This window comes from Aequorivita sp. IT1282 (assembly GCF_058068205.1).
The window spans coordinates 811,688-829,312 of the sequence record NZ_JBYRHR010000001.1; the positions used below are offsets into that span (position 1 = coordinate 811,688).

Here is a 17,625-nt window from a genome sequence, read left to right on the forward strand (position 1 = left end):
AAGTAGTTTGGTAGGTAATAAACGCAAACTTAAACAAAAATTGTTTAATGCTTTTTATTTCTAGGTACTCTTAATAACAAAAAAACACCTGTTATAAAAAATATTACAAGAAACAATATAGAATTGCGCATACTACCCGTTATTTGATCAATAAATCCATAAATAAGCATTCCTATTACTATTCCAATTTTTTCGGCAACATCATAAAAACTGAAATAGGAAGTCGTGTCTTTAGTTTCGGGTAAAAATTTTGAATAGGTAGATCTGGAAAGAGACTGTATTCCGCCCATCACCAAGCCTACTACCCCAGCCGTAATATAAAATTGAATTGGCGCCACAATAAAAAAGGCTACGATACATATTCCTACCCAAATAATATTAATAACTATAAGGACGGCTATGTTACCAAATTTTTCTGAAGCACGAGAGGTTATTATAGCGCCACCAACGGCAACAAGTTGAATAATGAGAATACTCACAATTAGCCCCATAGTTTTCGCCTTATCATCACCCCAAGCAATTTCCTGTTCTCCAAAATAGGTAGCTACAAGCATCACAGTTTGTACCGCCATACTGTAAACAAAAAATGCCGCTAAATATCTTTTAAGTTGTATGTTTTCTGAAAGCGAATTGTAAACACCTTTTAACTCTCTAAAACCGTTGAAGAGTATTTTTGTATTTACTTTTTTACCGCTTTTGTTTCCCTTCGGAAGAAAATAAAAAGAATACTGACTAAACAGAATCCACCAAATTCCAACTGTTACGAAAGACCATCGCATCGCTTTTACACTCGCTTCTCCCCCTTCGCCAAAACCGAAAATATCAGGAAACATTACCATTCCTAAGTTAAAAAGTAATAACACTACGCTCCCAATATATCCTAAGGAATAACCCTTCGCACTCACTCTATCTTGTTGTTCGGGAAAAGCAACATCTGGCAAATACGAATTATAAAAAACAAGACTTCCCCAAAATCCTACTAACCCACTAAAATAAAAGAGGAGACTAATATGTATATTTTCAATGCTGAAAAAATAAAGGCCCATACAAGATAGCGAACCCAAATAACAGAAGAATTTCATAAAATTCTTCTTATTACCCACATAATCGGCAATACCAGAAAGTAACGGAGAAATAATAGCTACTAGCAAAAACGCCGCTGCTGTAGTATAACTAATTAAAGGTGTGCTCCTAATAGTTCCACCAAAAATGGAAACAGAAGTTATACCCGCAGATTTAAAAAGTGCCTGATAAAATATTGGAAATATTGCCGATGCAATTACTAGACTATAAACTGAATTTGCCCAATCATAAAAAGCCCAGGCATTTAGCAGTTTTTTACTTCCTTTGGCAAGATTGTGCATAGTACGTTCAGTATTTTTCGGATACTAAACTAATAAAAAATCCTGCTTAAAGCAGGATTTTAAAAATATTCAATTAAAAATAAAATTGTATTTATCTCTTAAAGGTTGTAACCCCAAATTTTCCAGCTTCTGCCTTAGCTTCTAAAACCCAAGCATTAATATTTTGAATTCTAGTTGCGCTCGAAGGGTGTGTGCTTAAAAATTCCGGTGGTGCTCCTTGTTCTTGTGCCTGCATACGTTGCCACAATTCTGCGGCTACTGCTGGTTCGTATCCTGCGATAGCCATTAGAACAAGACCTATGTGGTCTGCTTCGGTTTCGTGAGATCTGCTAAAAGGCAGCATAACCCCAAGATTTGAGCCCAAGCCATAAGCTGTATTAAAAATCTGCTGATTTTCTGCATCGCCGGCCAAAGCTATATTACCTGCCACAGCACCCACCTGTTGTAACTGGGCGGCGCTCATACGTTGCTGACCGTGGTTTGCAAGCGCGTGGGCAACTTCGTGACCCATTACGGCTGCTAGTCCTGCTTCGTTTTTAGTGATGGGTAAAATACCAGTATAAACTACTATTTTTCCGCCAGGCATACACCAAGCATTTACATCGGGACTGGATATTAGGTTGTATTCCCAACGATAATCAGTAAGATATCCTGCATATCCATTTGCGTTTAAATACCTTTCTGCGGCAGCTGCTATTTTTTGTCCCACATTTTTAACCATTCTAGCATCAGCTGTATTATCTACAACCTTGTTCTCAGTTAAAAATTCATTGTATTGTTGAAAAGCCATTGGAAGGATTTGAGAGTTTGGAACTAATGCCAAAGTCTGTTTTCCCGTAAATGGATTGGTGCTACAAGCAACCACGAGTATTCCTAATAATAGTATTGAAATTGATTTCTTAAGTTTCATAATGAATGATGGTTTCGTTTGAATGTTAAAATTAAAACTATATAAATTATATTCTCACAAAATTATTCTAAAATTCATTTTTCAATAATTGTTCCACAAACTAAAAACTTTAATGTTTCTTTAATACCGAAATGATATTGAAGCCTTTAAATTTATCAACTTTTAAAAGTTGGAACGACTTTTGAATAACCCAAGCAGTAATCTTAAAAATACCTATTATGAAAAACATACTTCTCTTTTTAGCCCTTTCTTCAACCATTTTATTCACTTCTTGTGAAGGCGAACCAGGACCTCCGGGACAAGATGGTGGATTGGTTTACGCGCAAGTGTTTGAAGCAACTGTAAATTTCAGTAACGGCAATAATTTTGAAAACTTAATCGTTTACCCTTCAAATGTTGTAGTATATGAAAGTGATGCTATTCTAGTTTATCGATTAGTTGATGTAGTTTCTGGTAGTGATGGTCCTATAGATGTTTGGGAACAATTGCCACAAACTTACTTTCTAAGTCAAGGCACATTATTATACAGTTTTGACCATACATTTTTGGATGTAAAAGTATTTTTAGATGGTAATTTCGATTTGAATACTTTAGGAACGGATTTCACAAACAATCAAACCTTCCGTATTGCCGTAGTTCCTGCGGAATTTGCGCGAACAAATCCTTCAATGAAAGACATTTTGGAAGTGATGCAAACGAATGATTCACAAATCGAAAAAATAGAACTTTAATATGAAAACTTTAGGCGCACTATTAATAATGAGTGCTTTTCTTGTCAGCTGTAATTCACCTGCACAGAAGGGTATTACAAGTGTACAACAACAGTTTCCCGTTCTTAAAACCGATGCCGAATGGAAAGCTGAGCTTTCGCCCGAAGCATACCAAGTTTTGCGACACGAGGGAACAGAACGCGCTTTCTCTAGTCCATTAAACGACAATCATAAAGCAGGAACTTACGTTTGCGCTGGTTGCGGAACACCTGTTTTTGAGAGTAAACACAAATTTGATAGCGGCACAGGTTGGCCTAGTTTTGATCGCGTAATAGACGGTAACGTACGTTTTTCTACCGATAACAAGCTTGGTTACACTCGTATGGAAGAGCATTGCGCCAAATGTGGTGGACATTTAGGTCACGTTTTTGACGACGGCCCAAAAAATACCACCGGAAAAAGACATTGTATAAATGGAGTTGCATTAAAATTTATTCCCGATAATGGAAAAGCCGAATAAATATCCCATCGCAAAAACGGAAGCCGAATGGCGCGAAGAGCTGGGCGAAAAACGCTACCATATTCTGCGTGAAAAAGGCACCGAATTTCCCCGTACTGGCGAATACAATTTAACTTTCGATAAAGGAACTTACGTTTGTGGCGCTTGCAACACCCCCCTTTTTGAAAGTAATAACAAGTTTGAAAGTAGTTGTGGTTGGCCTTCGTTCGACGATTCTATTGAAGGCGCGGTAGAATATATAAAAGATAATACACTCGGTATGATGCGCACAGAAATACTTTGCTCAAACTGCGGTAGTCATTTAGGTCACATCTTTGATGACGGACCTACTGAAACTGGGCAACGTTATTGTGTGAATTCACTTTCACTTCATTTTAAAAAATAAACCCCAATTTTTTGGGCACCAAATTCCAAAACCAAATTTTAAAGATCAGCTTTAAAGTTTGGTTTTTTTATTTTCCTTTTTGAAATTTATTTGTTTTTTGAAATTTGAATTATTTTCCTTTTGAATTTCGTAATTTCGTACCTCCAAAAATTTAGACTTAAATATATATAATGAGCAAATACGACGTAATAGTTTTAGGAAGTGGTCCCGGTGGATATGTTGCTGCCATAAGAGCCTCACAATTAGGATTAAAAACCGCGATTATTGAAAAAGAAAGCCTTGGTGGCGTTTGTTTAAACTGGGGATGTATACCCACAAAAGCACTTTTAAAGAGCGCACAGGTTTTTGATTATCTAAAACACGCAGACAGTTACGGCCTTACCGTTAAAGAATTTGACAAAGATTTCGGAAAAGTTGTTGATCGTAGCCGTGGCGTTGCAGAAGGCATGAGCAAAGGCGTTCAATTTTTGATGAAGAAAAACAAAATTGATGTTATAAACGGTTTCGGAAAGCTAAAAACTGGAAAGAAAATAGACGTTGACGGAAAGGAATATTCCGCAGACCATATAATTATTGCAACCGGCGCACGTACCCGCGAATTGCCAAACCTAAAACAGGACGGCAAAAAAGTGATTGGTTATCGCGAAGCAATGACGCTTAAAAAGCAACCAAAAAGTATGATTGTTGTGGGTAGTGGCGCTATTGGCGTTGAGTTCGCACATTTTTACAATTCTATGGGTACTGAAGTTACTATAGTAGAATTTTTACCAAATCTTGTTCCTTTAGAAGACGAAGATGTTTCAAAACAATTTGAACGTTCTTTCAAAAAAGCTGGAATTAAAGTAATGACTAATTCTTCTGTAGAAAAATTAGATACTTCAGGAAAACTTGTAAAAGCTACCGTAAAAACTGCTAAAGGTGAAGAAACAATCGAGGCTGAAATTGTACTTTCTGCAGTTGGAATTGCTTCAAACCTTGAAGGTATTGGCCTTGAAGATGTTGGTATTGTTACCGACAAAGGAAAAATTATGGTGAACGATTGGTACCAAACTAACATGCCTGGTTACTACGCCATTGGCGATGTTGTTCCTGGTCCTGCCCTAGCCCACGTTGCTTCCGCAGAAGGAATAACTTGTGTTGAAAAAATTGCAGGTCTTCACGTTGAACCTATTGACTACGGAAATATTCCGGGATGTACGTATGCTTCGCCAGAAATTGCAAGTGTTGGTATGACTGAAAAGCAGGCTAAAGAAGCTGGATACGAACTGAAAGTTGGAAAGTTCCCTTTCTCTGCTAGCGGAAAAGCTAGCGCATCTGGTGAAAAAGATGGTTTCGTAAAAGTAATTTTCGACGCTAAATACGGCGAATGGTTAGGCTGCCATATGATTGGCGCAGGCGTTACAGATATGATTGCCGAAGCTGTTTTAGGAAGAAAACTTGAAACTACTGGTCACGAAGTACTAAAAACAATCCACCCGCACCCTACAATGAGCGAAGCCGTAATGGAAGCCGTTGCAGATGCTTATGGGGAAGTGATACACTTATAGACGTTAGACGTTAGACGTTAGACGTTAGACGTTAGACGTTAGACGTTAGACGTTAGACGTTAGACGAAATTAAAAAACCGCAGCATATGTTGCGGTTTTTTTTGTATTTATAATATACTACCGACTACCAACTAAAGACTACCGACTATTTTAGAAAACTCTGCAAAGCCAACTCATAACTTTGCAATCCAAAACCAACGATTACTCCTTTCGCATTGGGTGAAATGTAACTTTTATGTCTAAAATCTTCCCTTGAAAAGGTATTAGAAATATGAACTTCTACAACCGGAGTTTTAACTGCTCTTACCGCATCTCCTATTCCCACGGAAGTGTGGGTGTATGCGGCGGCATTCAGAATAATACCATCAAAACTATAGCCAGTTTCCTGAATTTTATCAATTAGTTCCCCTTCAATATTCGATTGAAATTGAGACAGTTCTACATTTGGATATTTCTGCTGCAGTTTTTCGAAAAAATCGTTGAAGGTTTCATCTCCGTAAATATCGTTTTCACGCTTTCCGAGAAGATTTAGATTGGGGCCGTTGATGATTATTATTTTCATTCAGTAAATATATAAAATAAAAAAACGGAAGATTTCTCCTCCGTCTTTTAATAAATATTTTTAATAGTTACAAGAAAAAATATCCTACTGAAAAACTTATTACAGAATTTTTACCATCTGTACTCTCTCCTTCAAAATCTTCAAAAATACTTGTAAAGCCAGTTACATACCTAGCTTGGAAAAACAAGTTCATAGGTAAAACATACTGAGCTCCAATACCAACGCCAAGATCAAGAGTTTTAATACCATCGGCATCGCTATTATTGCCATCAAAATCAACTTTACTACTAACATTAAACCCAATTTGTGGGCCGCCTTGTAAACTTAATCCTTCAGCTATAGTAAAGTCAGCCATAATTGGTAGATTTAGATAATTAAGATTCACGGTTATATCCCTACCTAAACCATAGCCCTGAGAGGAATAAACAAGTTCAGGTTGTACAGAAAATAGCTCAGTGATACCAATTTTAGCCACTGCACCTATATGGAAGCTGGTTACTAAATCTACATCGTCAACATCACTGCCATTAATAGATGCGAAATTAGCCCCAGCTTTTGCTCCAAATCTAAAATTCTGAGCCTGCGCAGTTGTAACAAACAAAGCCATTAACGCACTAAAAAGTAATAATTTTTTCATAATTAAAAGTTTAAAGATTAGTTAATTAAAAATAGGCAAAATTTTTAATAAGCGCAAATTTTTCATCCATTCGAAAAACCGGATTAAAACTTTGTTTTTAAGCAACTTAAAAGCACTGTAAACACTATGAAAACTGACTTCTTTTAAAGGAAAAAAATCAAAAATATTTACAAAAAAAAAGCTATTCAATTAAGAATAGCCTTTTTTAAATTGAATTTTTATCACTTTTTATAAAAACGAGTATCCAAGTGCAACTGAAAATACATTATTCTTGTTTTTGCCATCAACATCTTTTGAAACATCTGAAAGTCCAAAATTATAACGAGCGTCTACTCTAACTCCAAATGGAAAATCATAACCAGCACCTACTATTCCGGAAACATCAGATTTTTCTGCTTCATAAATATTTCCTAGAACATCCGCTATTTTATCATCTACAATAAATCCGAATTGCGGCCCTGCTTGTATATTCAAGCCTTGCACTAAATAATATTTCAAAACAACTGGTACATTTACATAGGTTAAATCAAACTCACCAGCATCAAATTTTGCGCCTTGCTGAGAATATAGTAAATCTGCTTGCACCCCTACTTTATCGGTGAATTTTATTCCCGCAAAAATACCAGCTTGGAAACCAGTTTTACTAGAAAGATCATCAACATCAGAGATATTTGCAAAGTTAGCACCCGCTTTTATACCAAGATCAATTTCTTGAGAAAATGCCGTCGTACCGATAAATAACGTGATTACTGCTACAATTAATTTTTTCATAATTATTGGGTTTTTTTGAGTTTTATATTAAACGTAAAGATACCGCTAATCTTATACCTTAAAATATATTTAGTTTTTTGTTAACTATTGTTTTTAGTGGTAATATAGCAGTATGAAGTGGCATCAAGGTTTAAAGGATTATCAAAATTTTCTGCGTTTAGAGCGCGGGCTTTCCCAGAATTCTATCATTAATTATTCATTAGATGTGAAAAAATTGATGCGATGGCTGGAAACCAATAATATAGAAGCCTCCCCTATTTCTATTTCTGAAGAAACGCTGCAACAATTCATTTATGAAATTGCAAAAAAAGTGAATCCTCGCACCCAAAGTCGCTTGATTTCTGGGCTTAAAGGTTTTTTCAATTATTTAATTTTTGAAGATTACCGAAAAACCAATCCTTTAGAACTTATTGAGGCGCCTAGATTAGGCAGAAAACTCCCCGATACACTCGCCATTGAAGAAATTGATGCTTTAATAAATGCCATAGATTTAAGTAACAAACAAGGCGAGCGCAATCGTGCAATTATTGAAACACTTTACGGCTGTGGTTTGCGAGTTTCAGAACTCACAAACCTAAAAATTTCAGATTTATATTTTGATGAAGGTTTTATTAAAGTTACCGGTAAAGGCGATAAACAAAGACTTGTACCCATTGGTCCGACCACAGAAAAATACATTACTATTTATAGGAAGGAAATACGTGTACACAAAGAAATTGATGCCGCAGCGAAAGACACCCTATTCCTAAACCAGCACGGCCGTCAATTAACACGAGCTATGATTTTCACAATTGTAAAAAGATTAGCGGAAAAAGCAGGTATTCGCAAAACCATAAGTCCGCATACTTTTCGTCATTCTTTTGCTACCCATCTTTTAGAAAACGGCGCCGATCTTCGCGCTATTCAACAGATGTTAGGTCACGAGAGTATAACAACTACCGAGATTTACACTCATATTGATAGAAAGCATCTTACCGAAGTAATTAATCGGTATCACCCGAGAAAGGAGGCCCCCTAGCCCCGCCGCGGCGGGGGAATCGAAATATTATGAAATAAAAAAAGCTCCAAATGGAGCTTTTTTTATTGAGTTTGAGTAAAAGTTCCCACGCCGTGGCGGGCTTAGGGGCCTTTTACTTCGCTATGTTAACCGCACGCGTTTCACGTATAACGGTTACTTTCACTTGCCCAGGATAAGTCATATCTGTTTGAATTTTTTGCGAGATTTCAAAAGAAAGCTGCGCTGCTTTTTCATCACTCACTTTATCACTTTCAACCATAACACGAAGTTCACGTCCGGCTTGAATTGCATACGCTTTATTAACGCCGCCAAAACCAAAAGCAATATCTTCTAAGTCCTTCAAACGCTGGATGTAAGAATCCAACACTTGACGTCTTGCTCCAGGTCTTGCGCCACTTATGGCATCACAAACCTGAACAATTGGAGATAGCAATCCGGTCATTTCAATTTCGTCGTGGTGAGCACCGATAGCATTACAAACTTCAGGTTTTTCACCGTATTTTTCAGCCCACTGCATTCCTAAAAGTGCGTGTGGCATTTCAGTTTCCATTTCTGGAACTTTCCCAATATCGTGAAGTAATCCTGCACGCTTAGCGAGTTTTGCGTTTAAGCCAAGTTCCGCTGCCATTACGCCGCAAAGTCTTGCAACCTCGCGCGAGTGATGTAAAAGGTTTTGACCGTAAGACGAACGGTATTTCATACGTCCCACCGCTTTTATAAGCTCTGGATGCAAACCGTGAATTCCTAAATCGATAACGGTTCGTTTTCCAACTTCAATAATTTCTTCTTCTATTTGTTTTGTAGTTTTTTGAACCACTTCTTCAATACGAGCAGGGTGAATACGGCCATCAGTTACAAGTTTATGTAGCGACAGACGAGCAATTTCTCTTCTTACAGAATCAAAACACGAAAGGATAATTGCTTCCGGCGTATCGTCAACAATAATTTCTACGCCAGTAGCGGCTTCTATCGCGCGAATATTTCGACCCTCACGACCAATAATTCTACCTTTAACGTCATCACTTTCAAGATTGAAAACCGAAACGCAATTTTCAACTGCTTCTTCGGTTCCTATACGTTGAATGGTATTAATGATTATTTTCTTAGCTTCTTGCTGCGCAGTCATTTTCGCCTCTTCCATAGAAGTTTGAACATAAGCCATTGCTTGCGATTTAGCTTCGTCTTTTAGGCTCTCCATTAACTGTGACTTCGCATCTTCAGCAGAAAGACTACTAATAACTTCAAGTTGCTCTATTTGGCTACGATGTGCTTTATCTACTTCAACTTGCTTTTTTTCTAGAATAGTAATTCTTTCGATGTAATCAGTCTTCTTTTCTTCAAGTTCTGTATTTAATTTCTTTGATTTTGCAAGTTCGCTAGAAACTATCGACTCTTTATCACGGGTTCTTTTTTCCGCTTCTGAAATCTTTTTATCGCGATTTAATATAACTTTTTCGTGCTCAGATTTAAGCTCCAAAAATTTCTCTTTGGCTTGTAGAATTTTATCTTTTTTTGTGGTCTCGGCTTCAGATTTTGCCTCTTTCAATATTGATGCAGCGCTTTTTTTTGCTCTTAGTATAAGCTGGGATGCATTATTTTTCTCCAGTATTTTTGCAATAAAAAAACCAATCGCAACACCTACGATTACGCCTATTACAGGTATTATTACTTCCATTTTTAGTTGATTTATATATATAAAAAAAGCCTACATCAATATATTTATTTTGAATAAACTCCTTAAAATGAATGTTTAGGGCTAACAAGCTGATCAAGTATCCGCTCAAAGACGGCACGCTTTTACAACTTCAACTCACCCTTTTTAAAGAATTCCTGTTGAGTTTACCAAAAATTTGTATTAATGTAGGCAGTAACCTTATTTAATTTAAAGAACGTTATGATAAGTGCTCCTGCAGCAAGCGGTCTAAAGCCTTAAGCTTTTCCTCCGTTTCATGCGTATCGCTAGATTTATCAATATTTTTTTGCTCCACTTGGGCGGCAAACTGGAGGGCGCACATGGCTAATACATCCTGCTTGTCGCGTACGGCGTAACTTTGCTCGAACTGTTTAATCATTTTTTCTATCTTTTTTGAAGCCAACCGCAATCCCTCTTCCTGTGAAGGGTTAATGGTTAGTGGGTAAACCCGGTCCGCAATTGATAGTTTTATTTTTAATGGTTCGGCCATTGTTATATTATTATTCTGAAAGCTGACTTATACAATGATCAATTTCCCGAATTAGAGCGTTTATCTTGAGTTTAGTTTCTCGTTTATGTTGGTCGCTGCCAAGCATTGAATTTGCCAGTTTTAATGAGTTACATTTTTCGGTCCAAACTTCAATTTCATTTTCAAATTGTTGCTGTTTCGATCGTAAATTATTGAGTTCTTCTTCTAATGCTACGTTAGCCTTACTTACTTTCTCATGCCTTTGTAGCAGCTCGCCAATTCTATTTTCAAGAGAATCAACTATTTCAAAAAGATTGCTCATTAAAATCTGTCTTCAATACTTCTATCACAAAGTTAGCATACCATACCAAATACACAAACAGTTTTCCATTATTTTTTGTAATATTGAAGAATAGTTACATTTATCCATCTCGCCACCTCTTAAATCACCACGGATTCCTATTTTTGCACTATGAAGAAATATTTATCAATCCTCCTACTTTTAGGTGGGTTAGCGTACGGACAGAACGACATTCCCACAGATTATTTTGCTAATCCACTAGATATAAAGCTGGTGCTTTCAGGAAATTTTGGCGAAATGCGAGCCAACCATTTTCACAGTGGTTTAGACATAAAAACCGAACAACGCGAAGGTCTTCCTGTTTACGCTCCCGCTGATGGTTATGTAAGCCGCATTAACGTGCAGCATTACGGTTATGGCAAGGCATTGTATATTCTTCACCCAAATGGCTACACAACTGTTTATGGACATTTAAAAAGCTTTGCTGGCGACATCGAAAAATATGTGAAAGACACCCAATACACCAAAGAAACTTTTGAAATTGAGCTTTTTCCAGACAGCACACTTTTACCCGTTAAAAAAGGAGATTTAATTGCTTATTCTGGGAATACTGGTGGAAGTGGCGGCCCGCATTTACATTTTGAAATTCGCGATTCTGCGCAACGCCCAATGAACCCGTTGCTTTTTGGAATAGAAATACCAGATTCCAAAGAACCAATTGTTAGTGCTGTATTTGCGTATCCAATCGGCGAAGATGCACACATTAACCAAAGCCAAAACCGAATAAAATTACGTTTGATAAAACAAAAAGACGGCAACTATAAAGCTGAAAACGTGAAAGCTTTTGGTAAATTAGGCTTCGGAATTACTACCTACGATCAGCAAGATGGCGCATCGAATAAAAACGGAGCCTACAGAATTGAATCGCGCTTTAATGGTTCGGAAAAATTTGAAGTGCTTTTCAATAAATTCTCATTCTCTGAAACGCGCTACCTAAATCGTTATACCGACTATAATTATTACGAAACCAACAAGAGTATGGTTCAAAAGCTCTTCCGCGAAACTAACAATCCGTTGAGCATAATTACCAAGGAAGATGAAAATGGATTCATTACCGTAAAAGACAGTCTTCAATCAATTTATACTATTGAAGTGAACGATTTTAAAGGCAACAGAATGTTTATCTCCGTTCCTATTGATGGTGCAAAACTTGATGTTTTGGAGCCAAAAAACATCGAAAAAACAGAAGACTATATTTATGCAGATCACGCCACATCAATAACGAAAGGCAAGTTTAGCATATACATTCCCGCGAATAGTTTATACGAAGACACTTACTTAAACATTAAAGACGAAGGCGACGTTTTAATATTTCACGAAGACCATATTCCAATACACAATAATATTTCTATCACAACAGATATTTCTTCGTATAATGAAGCCGATAAAGACAAATTATACATTGGGAGATTAAATTATAGAGGCCAACCCTACTACACTACAACAACGCGAAGTGGAGACAAACTTACCGCAAAGACAAGAACCTTTGGAAGTTATACTGTTGCTTCAGATACGACACCACCATCAATAAAAGCTATTAATTTTTCTGAAGGAAAATGGATTAGCGATCAAAACTTCTTAAAATTGAAAATCACCGATGATTTAAGTGGAATTAGCTCATACCGAGCAACAATCAACGGAAAATTCATTTTGATGGAATATGAATACAAAAAAGACGTTATAACTTATAATTTCAATGATAATGTAAATCTGGAAACAGAAAATAATTTGAAAGTTATTGTTATAGATAATGTTGGAAATAGTGCTACATTTGAAGCACAATTTTTCAGAAAACAACCCTAACCCTTGCTTTTGAAAACAATTAAACTACCGCTCACACTCCTTTTCATTTTTATCACAACGTTTGCATTTGCCCAAAAGGCAACCATCCGTGGAGTCATTTTAGACGAAATGAACATACCTCTTTCTGGGGTAAATGTAACTTATGAAAACAACGGAACCATATCAGATCTGAATGGTTATTATTTGTTGGAAATTCCTTCGAATCAAGAAGTTGTCGTAATATATTCGCACGTTGGCCATAAAAATGCCAGGTTGCGTTTTAACTTAAGTCCGAATGAGGATTACGAATTAAACCCCGTTTTAAAAATTGATGTTGAGCAAATTGCCGAAGTGGTTATTTCTGGGCGTGAAAACAGACGTATTGAAGGTCTTGTAAATATAGAACCTGAGATTATCCGTAAAATGGTTGGTGCAAATGCGGGTGTTGAAACGCTCTTAAAATCTCTTCCTGGTGTTAACGGAAATGACGAACTAAGCACGCAATACGCAGTGCGCGGAGGAAATTACGATGAAAACCTTGTTTACGTAAACGAAATTGAAGTTTACCGTCCATTCCTTATAAGAAGTGGGCAACAAGAGGGCTTAAGCTTTGTAAACAGTGAGTTAACGAGCAATGTTGATTTTTCAGCAGGAGGATTTCAAGCTAAATACGGCGACAAGCTTTCTTCGGTTTTAGATATTACGTATCGTCGCCCTGTAGAGTTTGGCGCTTCGGTAGATGTGAGCCTTTTGGGCGCAAGTGGTTCTGTGGAAGGTATTTCAAAAAATGGCCGTTTATCAGCAATTTTAGGAGTTCGCTATCGCGATAACAGTCTTTTGGTAGATGCAAAACAGACTGAAACTAATTACCGACCAAAATTTGCAGATGCACAGACGTATCTTACGTACAAATTCAATAATAAATTTGAATTGAGCTTTTTGGGAAATATTTCCATCAACGAATACAACTACAGACCTTTAACAAGACAAACAAACTTCGGAACAATCACCGACCCAATTGCACTGCTAGTGTTTTATGAAGGTCGCGAAGAAGATCGTTACAATACGTACTTCGGTGCTTTAAAATCTACTTGGGTTGTTTCAGATAATTACACCGCGAAATTTATTGGTTCCATTTATCAAACCACCGAGCAGGAATATTTCGACATACTTGCAGAATATCGCTTAGGTGAAGTAAATACTGAAATTGGAGGCGAAAATTTAGGTGAAGTAACTTTTACCCGCGGAATTGGCGGTCAGCTTACCCACGCCCGAAATGATCTAGATGCATTGATTGTTAACCTTGAGCACAAAGGGAACCTTGCAATTGAAGATAATAATATAGAATACGGCATTAAATACACCCGCGAAGATATTCGCGATCGCGTTCAGGAATACGAAATTATTGACTCGGCTGGGTTTTCTATCCGTCCACCAATATTTCCACCAAACAACCAACCGTACGAACCATACACTTCACCAATTGAACCGTATACAGACGTGCGTGCAATGAACGACACACAAATAGATCGTATTTCGGGTTATGCACAATGGAGCAAAAAAACGAGCCTGGGTAATAGCGATCTTTGGATGAATGCTGGCGTACGCGCACATAACTGGACCGTTAGCGGGAAAGACATTACGAGCACTACGCAAACCGTTTTTAGCCCAAGAGCACAGGTTTCGTTAAAACCAGCTTGGGATATGGATATGCTGTTCCGTCTTTCTGGTGGGGTTTATCATCAACCTCCTTTTTATAGAGAATTACGTGATTCTTCAGGTACGGTTAGACCTGGCGTAAAAGCGCAAAAATCCATTCATGTTGTGTTTGGAAACGATTATAGTTTTAAAATGTGGGATCGTGCTTTTAGATTGAATTCCGAAATATACTACAAACACTTGACAGACGTAAATCCTTATACATTAGAAAATGTTCGCATTCGTTACCGTGCTACAAACAATGCCGTTGCTTATGCTTACGGACTTGATTTGCGTTTGGCGGGAGAATTTGTTCCCGGTACCGAAAGCTGGTTGAGTTTTGGTTACTTAAAAACGGAAGAAAATATTGAGGATCGCGGTTTCATTTTCCGCCCTACAGATCAACGTTTGAAGTTTGGAGTACTGTTCCAAGATTATGTAAAAGTGATCCCTTCACTTAAAATGTACCTTAATTTAACATATAACACAGGCCTTCCCGGAGGTTCGCCAAGTTATGCAGATCCTTATAAATACCAAGTAAGGCTACCCGATTATAAGCGTGCCGATGTTGGAATGAGCTATGTAATTATAGATAAAACTAAACTAAAGGAAAGTGGCTGGTTAGCGCCTTTTGAAGAGCTTACTATTGGTGCAGAAATATTCAACATATTCGATGTGCAAAACTCTATCACTAACACTTTTGTAAGAGATGTTTACACTAAAGTTCAGTACGCTATTCCAAACTATTTAACTCCACGCGTTTTCAACGTGAGAGCTACTGCGAAATTTTAAAGAGTGATTTAAAATTTAAAATTCAAGATTCAAAATTATTTGAATCTTGAATTTTAGATTTTAGTAATGATTTAGATGAAATTAAAACCGAAGGAATAATTTTATTCATTATTCACACGGAGTGTAGCCTTATTACCCAATCCCGTTATCAATAAACTCTTTCAATACATCCACCACATAATCAACTTCATCTTTCTTATTGAAGCTGGAAAAAGAAAAACGGATAGAAGGTTTGCTTAAATCTTCATCGGAAAGTATTTCGTTCAAAACATGCGATCCACCTTCACTCCCACTCTGGCAGGCGCTTCCTTTGCTACAGGCTATTCCTTTTAAATCTAATTGAAACAGAAGCAGCATCGCTTTTTCTGCGGAAATAGGCAGGCAAACGTTCAATAAAGTATAAGTACTGCGCACATTATCGTCACAGCTACCATTAAATTTTACCCCCGGAAAAGCGGCTATTAGTTCATCTTTAAAATAATCCTTCAGCTCGGTAATATATTTGCGCTCCTTTTCAAGTTTGTGATACGATAGCTTCAACGCTTCCGCCATACCAGCAATTGCGTAAACAGCTTCGGTACCAGCTCTTAGTCCGCGTTCCTGCTCGCCACCGTGTATTAGCGCTCGCAATCCTGAATTTTTTCTAACAAAAGCAAAACCCGCTCCTTTGGGTCCGTGAAATTTATGCGCAGCAGCAGCGGCAAAATCGATTGGAATTTCTTTAAAATCAAGTTCGAAATGCCCAACAGACTGCACTGTATCACTATGAAATAGGGCGTTGTATTCTTTACAAAGTAATGCCACTTCTTTTAAATCTAGCACATTTCCTACTTCATTATTAACGTGCATCAAACTCACCAAAGTTTTTTGAGATGTATCTGTCAAAAGATTTTTAAGATGTTCGTGATCTACTTGGCCACATTCATCCAATTTAACAAAATCAATTTGAACATTATATTCTTTTTGAAGCCATTCCAAGGTGTGCAAAACAGCGTGATGTTCAATACGGCTAGAAATTATTCGCTTTACACCAAGGTCGCGAACGGCACTATTCAGAATTAAATTATCTGCCTCTGTACCGCCAGAAGTGAAAATAATTTCACTTGCAGAAACGTTAAAAAGCTTTGCTATTTCCTTTCGGGCATTCTCAAGTAATGATTTAGAAGAACGTCCGTAAGAGTGTGTTGATGAAGGGTTTCCGTATTCAGTTTTTAAAACTTCCGTAATGCAGCTTATTACGTCGTCGCGCAATTCAGTTGTTGCAGCACTATCAAAATATACTTTTTTCATTTAATAAATTTTTTTCCTAATGTGAAGTATGTAACCTGCAATACTATTCTGTTTTACGCTACATGTTGCTTACTTGTTTTGGTTGGCAAAAATACATATTAAAAGAGTTTTGCCATCTATTCAGTTAAAAAGAAATGCGTTTCTTTGTGGAAGAGAAAATGTGGCATAAAACCAAATTTTTGCGAAATACCCTACGAAAATTATAATAATATGAATCGATTTCTTGGTCTTCTAATGTTAACATCAATCCTGCTTCAAAGCTGCGACGATGGTGAAATAATCATAACCACCTTCAATTTTGATGATGCTGAACTAAAGACTTGCGGCACATCTGGCAATCATGTTTTTTACAAAGTGAACGATGAAGCGCTAGAAAGCCTTTCGTTAAAATTAGGCGTAACAGATAGCCTTTATAGACTTGAAGGCCCTAAAACATACATTTTGAACGGGACTAGTAATTTCGTAAACTATCGAAATTATGACGGTGCTTTAGAATCTAATTATTTCTGCAGCAGCATTCCACCCACTACGCCAATCGTTACTGTAGATTATCTTGCAGTTTCTGGTACTGTCGAAATCACAACTATTTTTGAATTCGATGATAATGACGGCGTTCCAGCTGCCAACGAAGAAGGCGATACCGATGGTGATGGCATCCCAGATGTTTATGACGAAGATGACGACGGCGATAATGTACCCACTGCTTTAGAATTAGATATTCAGAATGAAGATGGAGACAACAATCCATTAACTAACCCACTAGATACAGACGGCGACGGCATTCCAGATTACTTAGACGATGACGATGATGGCGATGGTGTACTTACTAGAAATGAAGACATGAATGGGGATTTAAACCCAAGAAACGATGTAACAGATCCGAACGTTGGTGCAGATTATCTAAACCCGGCAGTTGCAAATAACTATGAGATAAACGAATATTACGAGCATGAATACACAATTACAAAAAGTGCAAAAGTAGTATTGAAAAACCTAGTGTTAATTAGCGGGGAAGAAGAAATAACCATAGAAACGCTAAATATGGGAACGCTTGAAAACATTGAAACGATTGACAAAACAAAAAAACCAGCGTTTTAATTCGGGATTCGGGAATTA

17 protein-coding genes and 1 other RNA gene are annotated in these 17,625 nt (G+C 37.2%); 8 read left to right on the top strand and 10 right to left on the bottom strand.

Annotation, left to right across the window (positions count from 1 at the left end; genetic code table 11):
* Positions 1–44: 44 nt before the first annotated feature.
* Positions 45–1,364 (bottom strand): MFS transporter, encoded by a 1,320-nt coding sequence (locus AC3RVG_RS03720; RefSeq protein WP_489690090.1) that lies wholly within the window; start codon positions 1,362–1,364, stop codon positions 45–47.
* A 91-nt stretch (positions 1,365–1,455) separates the two neighbouring features.
* Entirely contained in the window at positions 1,456–2,274 is an 819-nt protein-coding gene (locus AC3RVG_RS03725; protein WP_489690091.1) for a M48 family metallopeptidase, read from the bottom strand.
* Between the two features lie 218 nt (positions 2,275–2,492).
* Between AC3RVG_RS03725 and AC3RVG_RS03730 the strand changes: the two genes are divergently transcribed.
* The 4 genes from AC3RVG_RS03730 (at position 2,493) to lpdA (ending at position 5,436) form a co-directional block, all read left to right on the top strand.
* On the top strand, positions 2,493–3,005 hold the full coding sequence (locus AC3RVG_RS03730) for a hypothetical protein (protein ID WP_489690092.1): 513 nt from the start codon (positions 2,493–2,495) through the stop codon (positions 3,003–3,005).
* Between the two features lies 1 nt (position 3,006).
* Positions 3,007–3,504, top strand: coding sequence for a peptide-methionine (R)-S-oxide reductase MsrB (gene msrB, locus AC3RVG_RS03735; RefSeq protein WP_489690093.1), 498 nt, complete (start codon positions 3,007–3,009; stop codon positions 3,502–3,504).
* Complete coding sequence (gene msrB / locus AC3RVG_RS03740; RefSeq protein ID WP_489690094.1) at positions 3,488–3,889, top strand: peptide-methionine (R)-S-oxide reductase MsrB; 402 nt, start codon at positions 3,488–3,490, stop codon at positions 3,887–3,889. The genes msrB (AC3RVG_RS03735) and msrB (AC3RVG_RS03740) overlap by 17 nt, the downstream gene beginning before the upstream one ends.
* A 170-nt stretch (positions 3,890–4,059) precedes the next feature.
* Complete coding sequence (lpdA, locus tag AC3RVG_RS03745; RefSeq protein WP_489690095.1) at positions 4,060–5,436, top strand: dihydrolipoyl dehydrogenase; 1,377 nt, start codon at positions 4,060–4,062, stop codon at positions 5,434–5,436.
* 145 nt (positions 5,437–5,581) lie between these two features.
* Here lpdA and aroQ read toward each other — a convergent pair whose 3' ends face one another.
* The 3 genes from aroQ to AC3RVG_RS03760 all read right to left on the bottom strand — a co-directional run bounded on the left by aroQ (position 5,582) and on the right by AC3RVG_RS03760 (position 7,406).
* Positions 5,582–5,998: a type II 3-dehydroquinate dehydratase gene (gene aroQ / locus AC3RVG_RS03750; RefSeq protein ID WP_489690096.1), complete on the bottom strand. Its 417-nt coding sequence runs from the start codon at positions 5,996–5,998 to the stop codon at positions 5,582–5,584.
* A gap of 67 nt (positions 5,999–6,065) precedes the next feature.
* Positions 6,066–6,635 carry a porin family protein gene (locus AC3RVG_RS03755; RefSeq protein WP_489690097.1) on the bottom strand — a complete coding sequence of 190 codons (570 nt, stop codon included), beginning with the start codon at positions 6,633–6,635 and terminating at the stop codon, positions 6,066–6,068.
* A 228-nt stretch (positions 6,636–6,863) separates the two neighbouring features.
* Positions 6,864–7,406 carry a porin family protein gene (locus tag AC3RVG_RS03760; protein ID WP_489690098.1) on the bottom strand — a complete coding sequence of 181 codons (543 nt, stop codon included), beginning with the start codon at positions 7,404–7,406 and terminating at the stop codon, positions 6,864–6,866.
* 112 nt (positions 7,407–7,518) lie between these two features.
* On the opposite strand from AC3RVG_RS03760, the gene xerD reads away from it, so the two are divergent.
* On the top strand, positions 7,519–8,424 hold the full coding sequence (gene xerD, locus AC3RVG_RS03765) for a site-specific tyrosine recombinase XerD (protein WP_489690099.1): 906 nt from the start codon (positions 7,519–7,521) through the stop codon (positions 8,422–8,424).
* Between the two features lie 112 nt (positions 8,425–8,536).
* On the opposite strand, the gene rny is transcribed toward xerD, so the two are convergent.
* The 4 genes from rny to AC3RVG_RS03785 form a co-directional block, all read right to left on the bottom strand.
* Positions 8,537–10,099, bottom strand: coding sequence for a ribonuclease Y (gene rny, locus AC3RVG_RS03770; RefSeq protein WP_489690100.1), 1,563 nt, complete (start codon positions 10,097–10,099; stop codon positions 8,537–8,539).
* A gap of 55 nt (positions 10,100–10,154) precedes the next feature.
* A non-coding RNA gene (gene ssrS, locus AC3RVG_RS03775) (6S RNA) lies at positions 10,155–10,263 on the bottom strand.
* Between the two features lie 53 nt (positions 10,264–10,316).
* On the bottom strand, positions 10,317–10,607 hold the full coding sequence (locus AC3RVG_RS03780; RefSeq protein ID WP_489690101.1) for a cell division protein ZapA: 291 nt from the start codon (positions 10,605–10,607) through the stop codon (positions 10,317–10,319).
* A gap of 10 nt (positions 10,608–10,617) precedes the next feature.
* Positions 10,618–10,908 (bottom strand): hypothetical protein, encoded by a 291-nt coding sequence (locus AC3RVG_RS03785; RefSeq protein ID WP_489690102.1) that lies wholly within the window; start codon positions 10,906–10,908, stop codon positions 10,618–10,620.
* Positions 10,909–11,058: 150 nt separating this feature from the next.
* Between AC3RVG_RS03785 and AC3RVG_RS03790 the strand changes: the two genes are divergently transcribed.
* Positions 11,059–12,750 carry a M23 family metallopeptidase gene (locus AC3RVG_RS03790; protein ID WP_489690103.1) on the top strand — a complete coding sequence of 564 codons (1,692 nt, stop codon included), beginning with the start codon at positions 11,059–11,061 and terminating at the stop codon, positions 12,748–12,750.
* A gap of 9 nt (positions 12,751–12,759) precedes the next feature.
* A complete protein-coding gene (locus AC3RVG_RS03795; RefSeq protein ID WP_489690104.1) occupies positions 12,760–15,219 on the top strand; it encodes a TonB-dependent receptor in 2,460 nt (819 codons plus the stop codon).
* 132 nt (positions 15,220–15,351) lie between these two features.
* Here AC3RVG_RS03795 and AC3RVG_RS03800 read toward each other — a convergent pair whose 3' ends face one another.
* A complete protein-coding gene (locus AC3RVG_RS03800) occupies positions 15,352–16,509 on the bottom strand; it encodes a cysteine desulfurase family protein (RefSeq protein WP_489690105.1) in 1,158 nt (385 codons plus the stop codon).
* A gap of 210 nt (positions 16,510–16,719) precedes the next feature.
* Here AC3RVG_RS03800 and AC3RVG_RS03805 point away from each other — a divergent pair, with 210 nt between their 5' ends.
* Complete coding sequence (locus tag AC3RVG_RS03805) at positions 16,720–17,607, top strand: hypothetical protein (RefSeq protein WP_489690106.1); 888 nt, start codon at positions 16,720–16,722, stop codon at positions 17,605–17,607.
* The last annotated feature ends 18 nt before the right edge of the window (positions 17,608–17,625 follow it).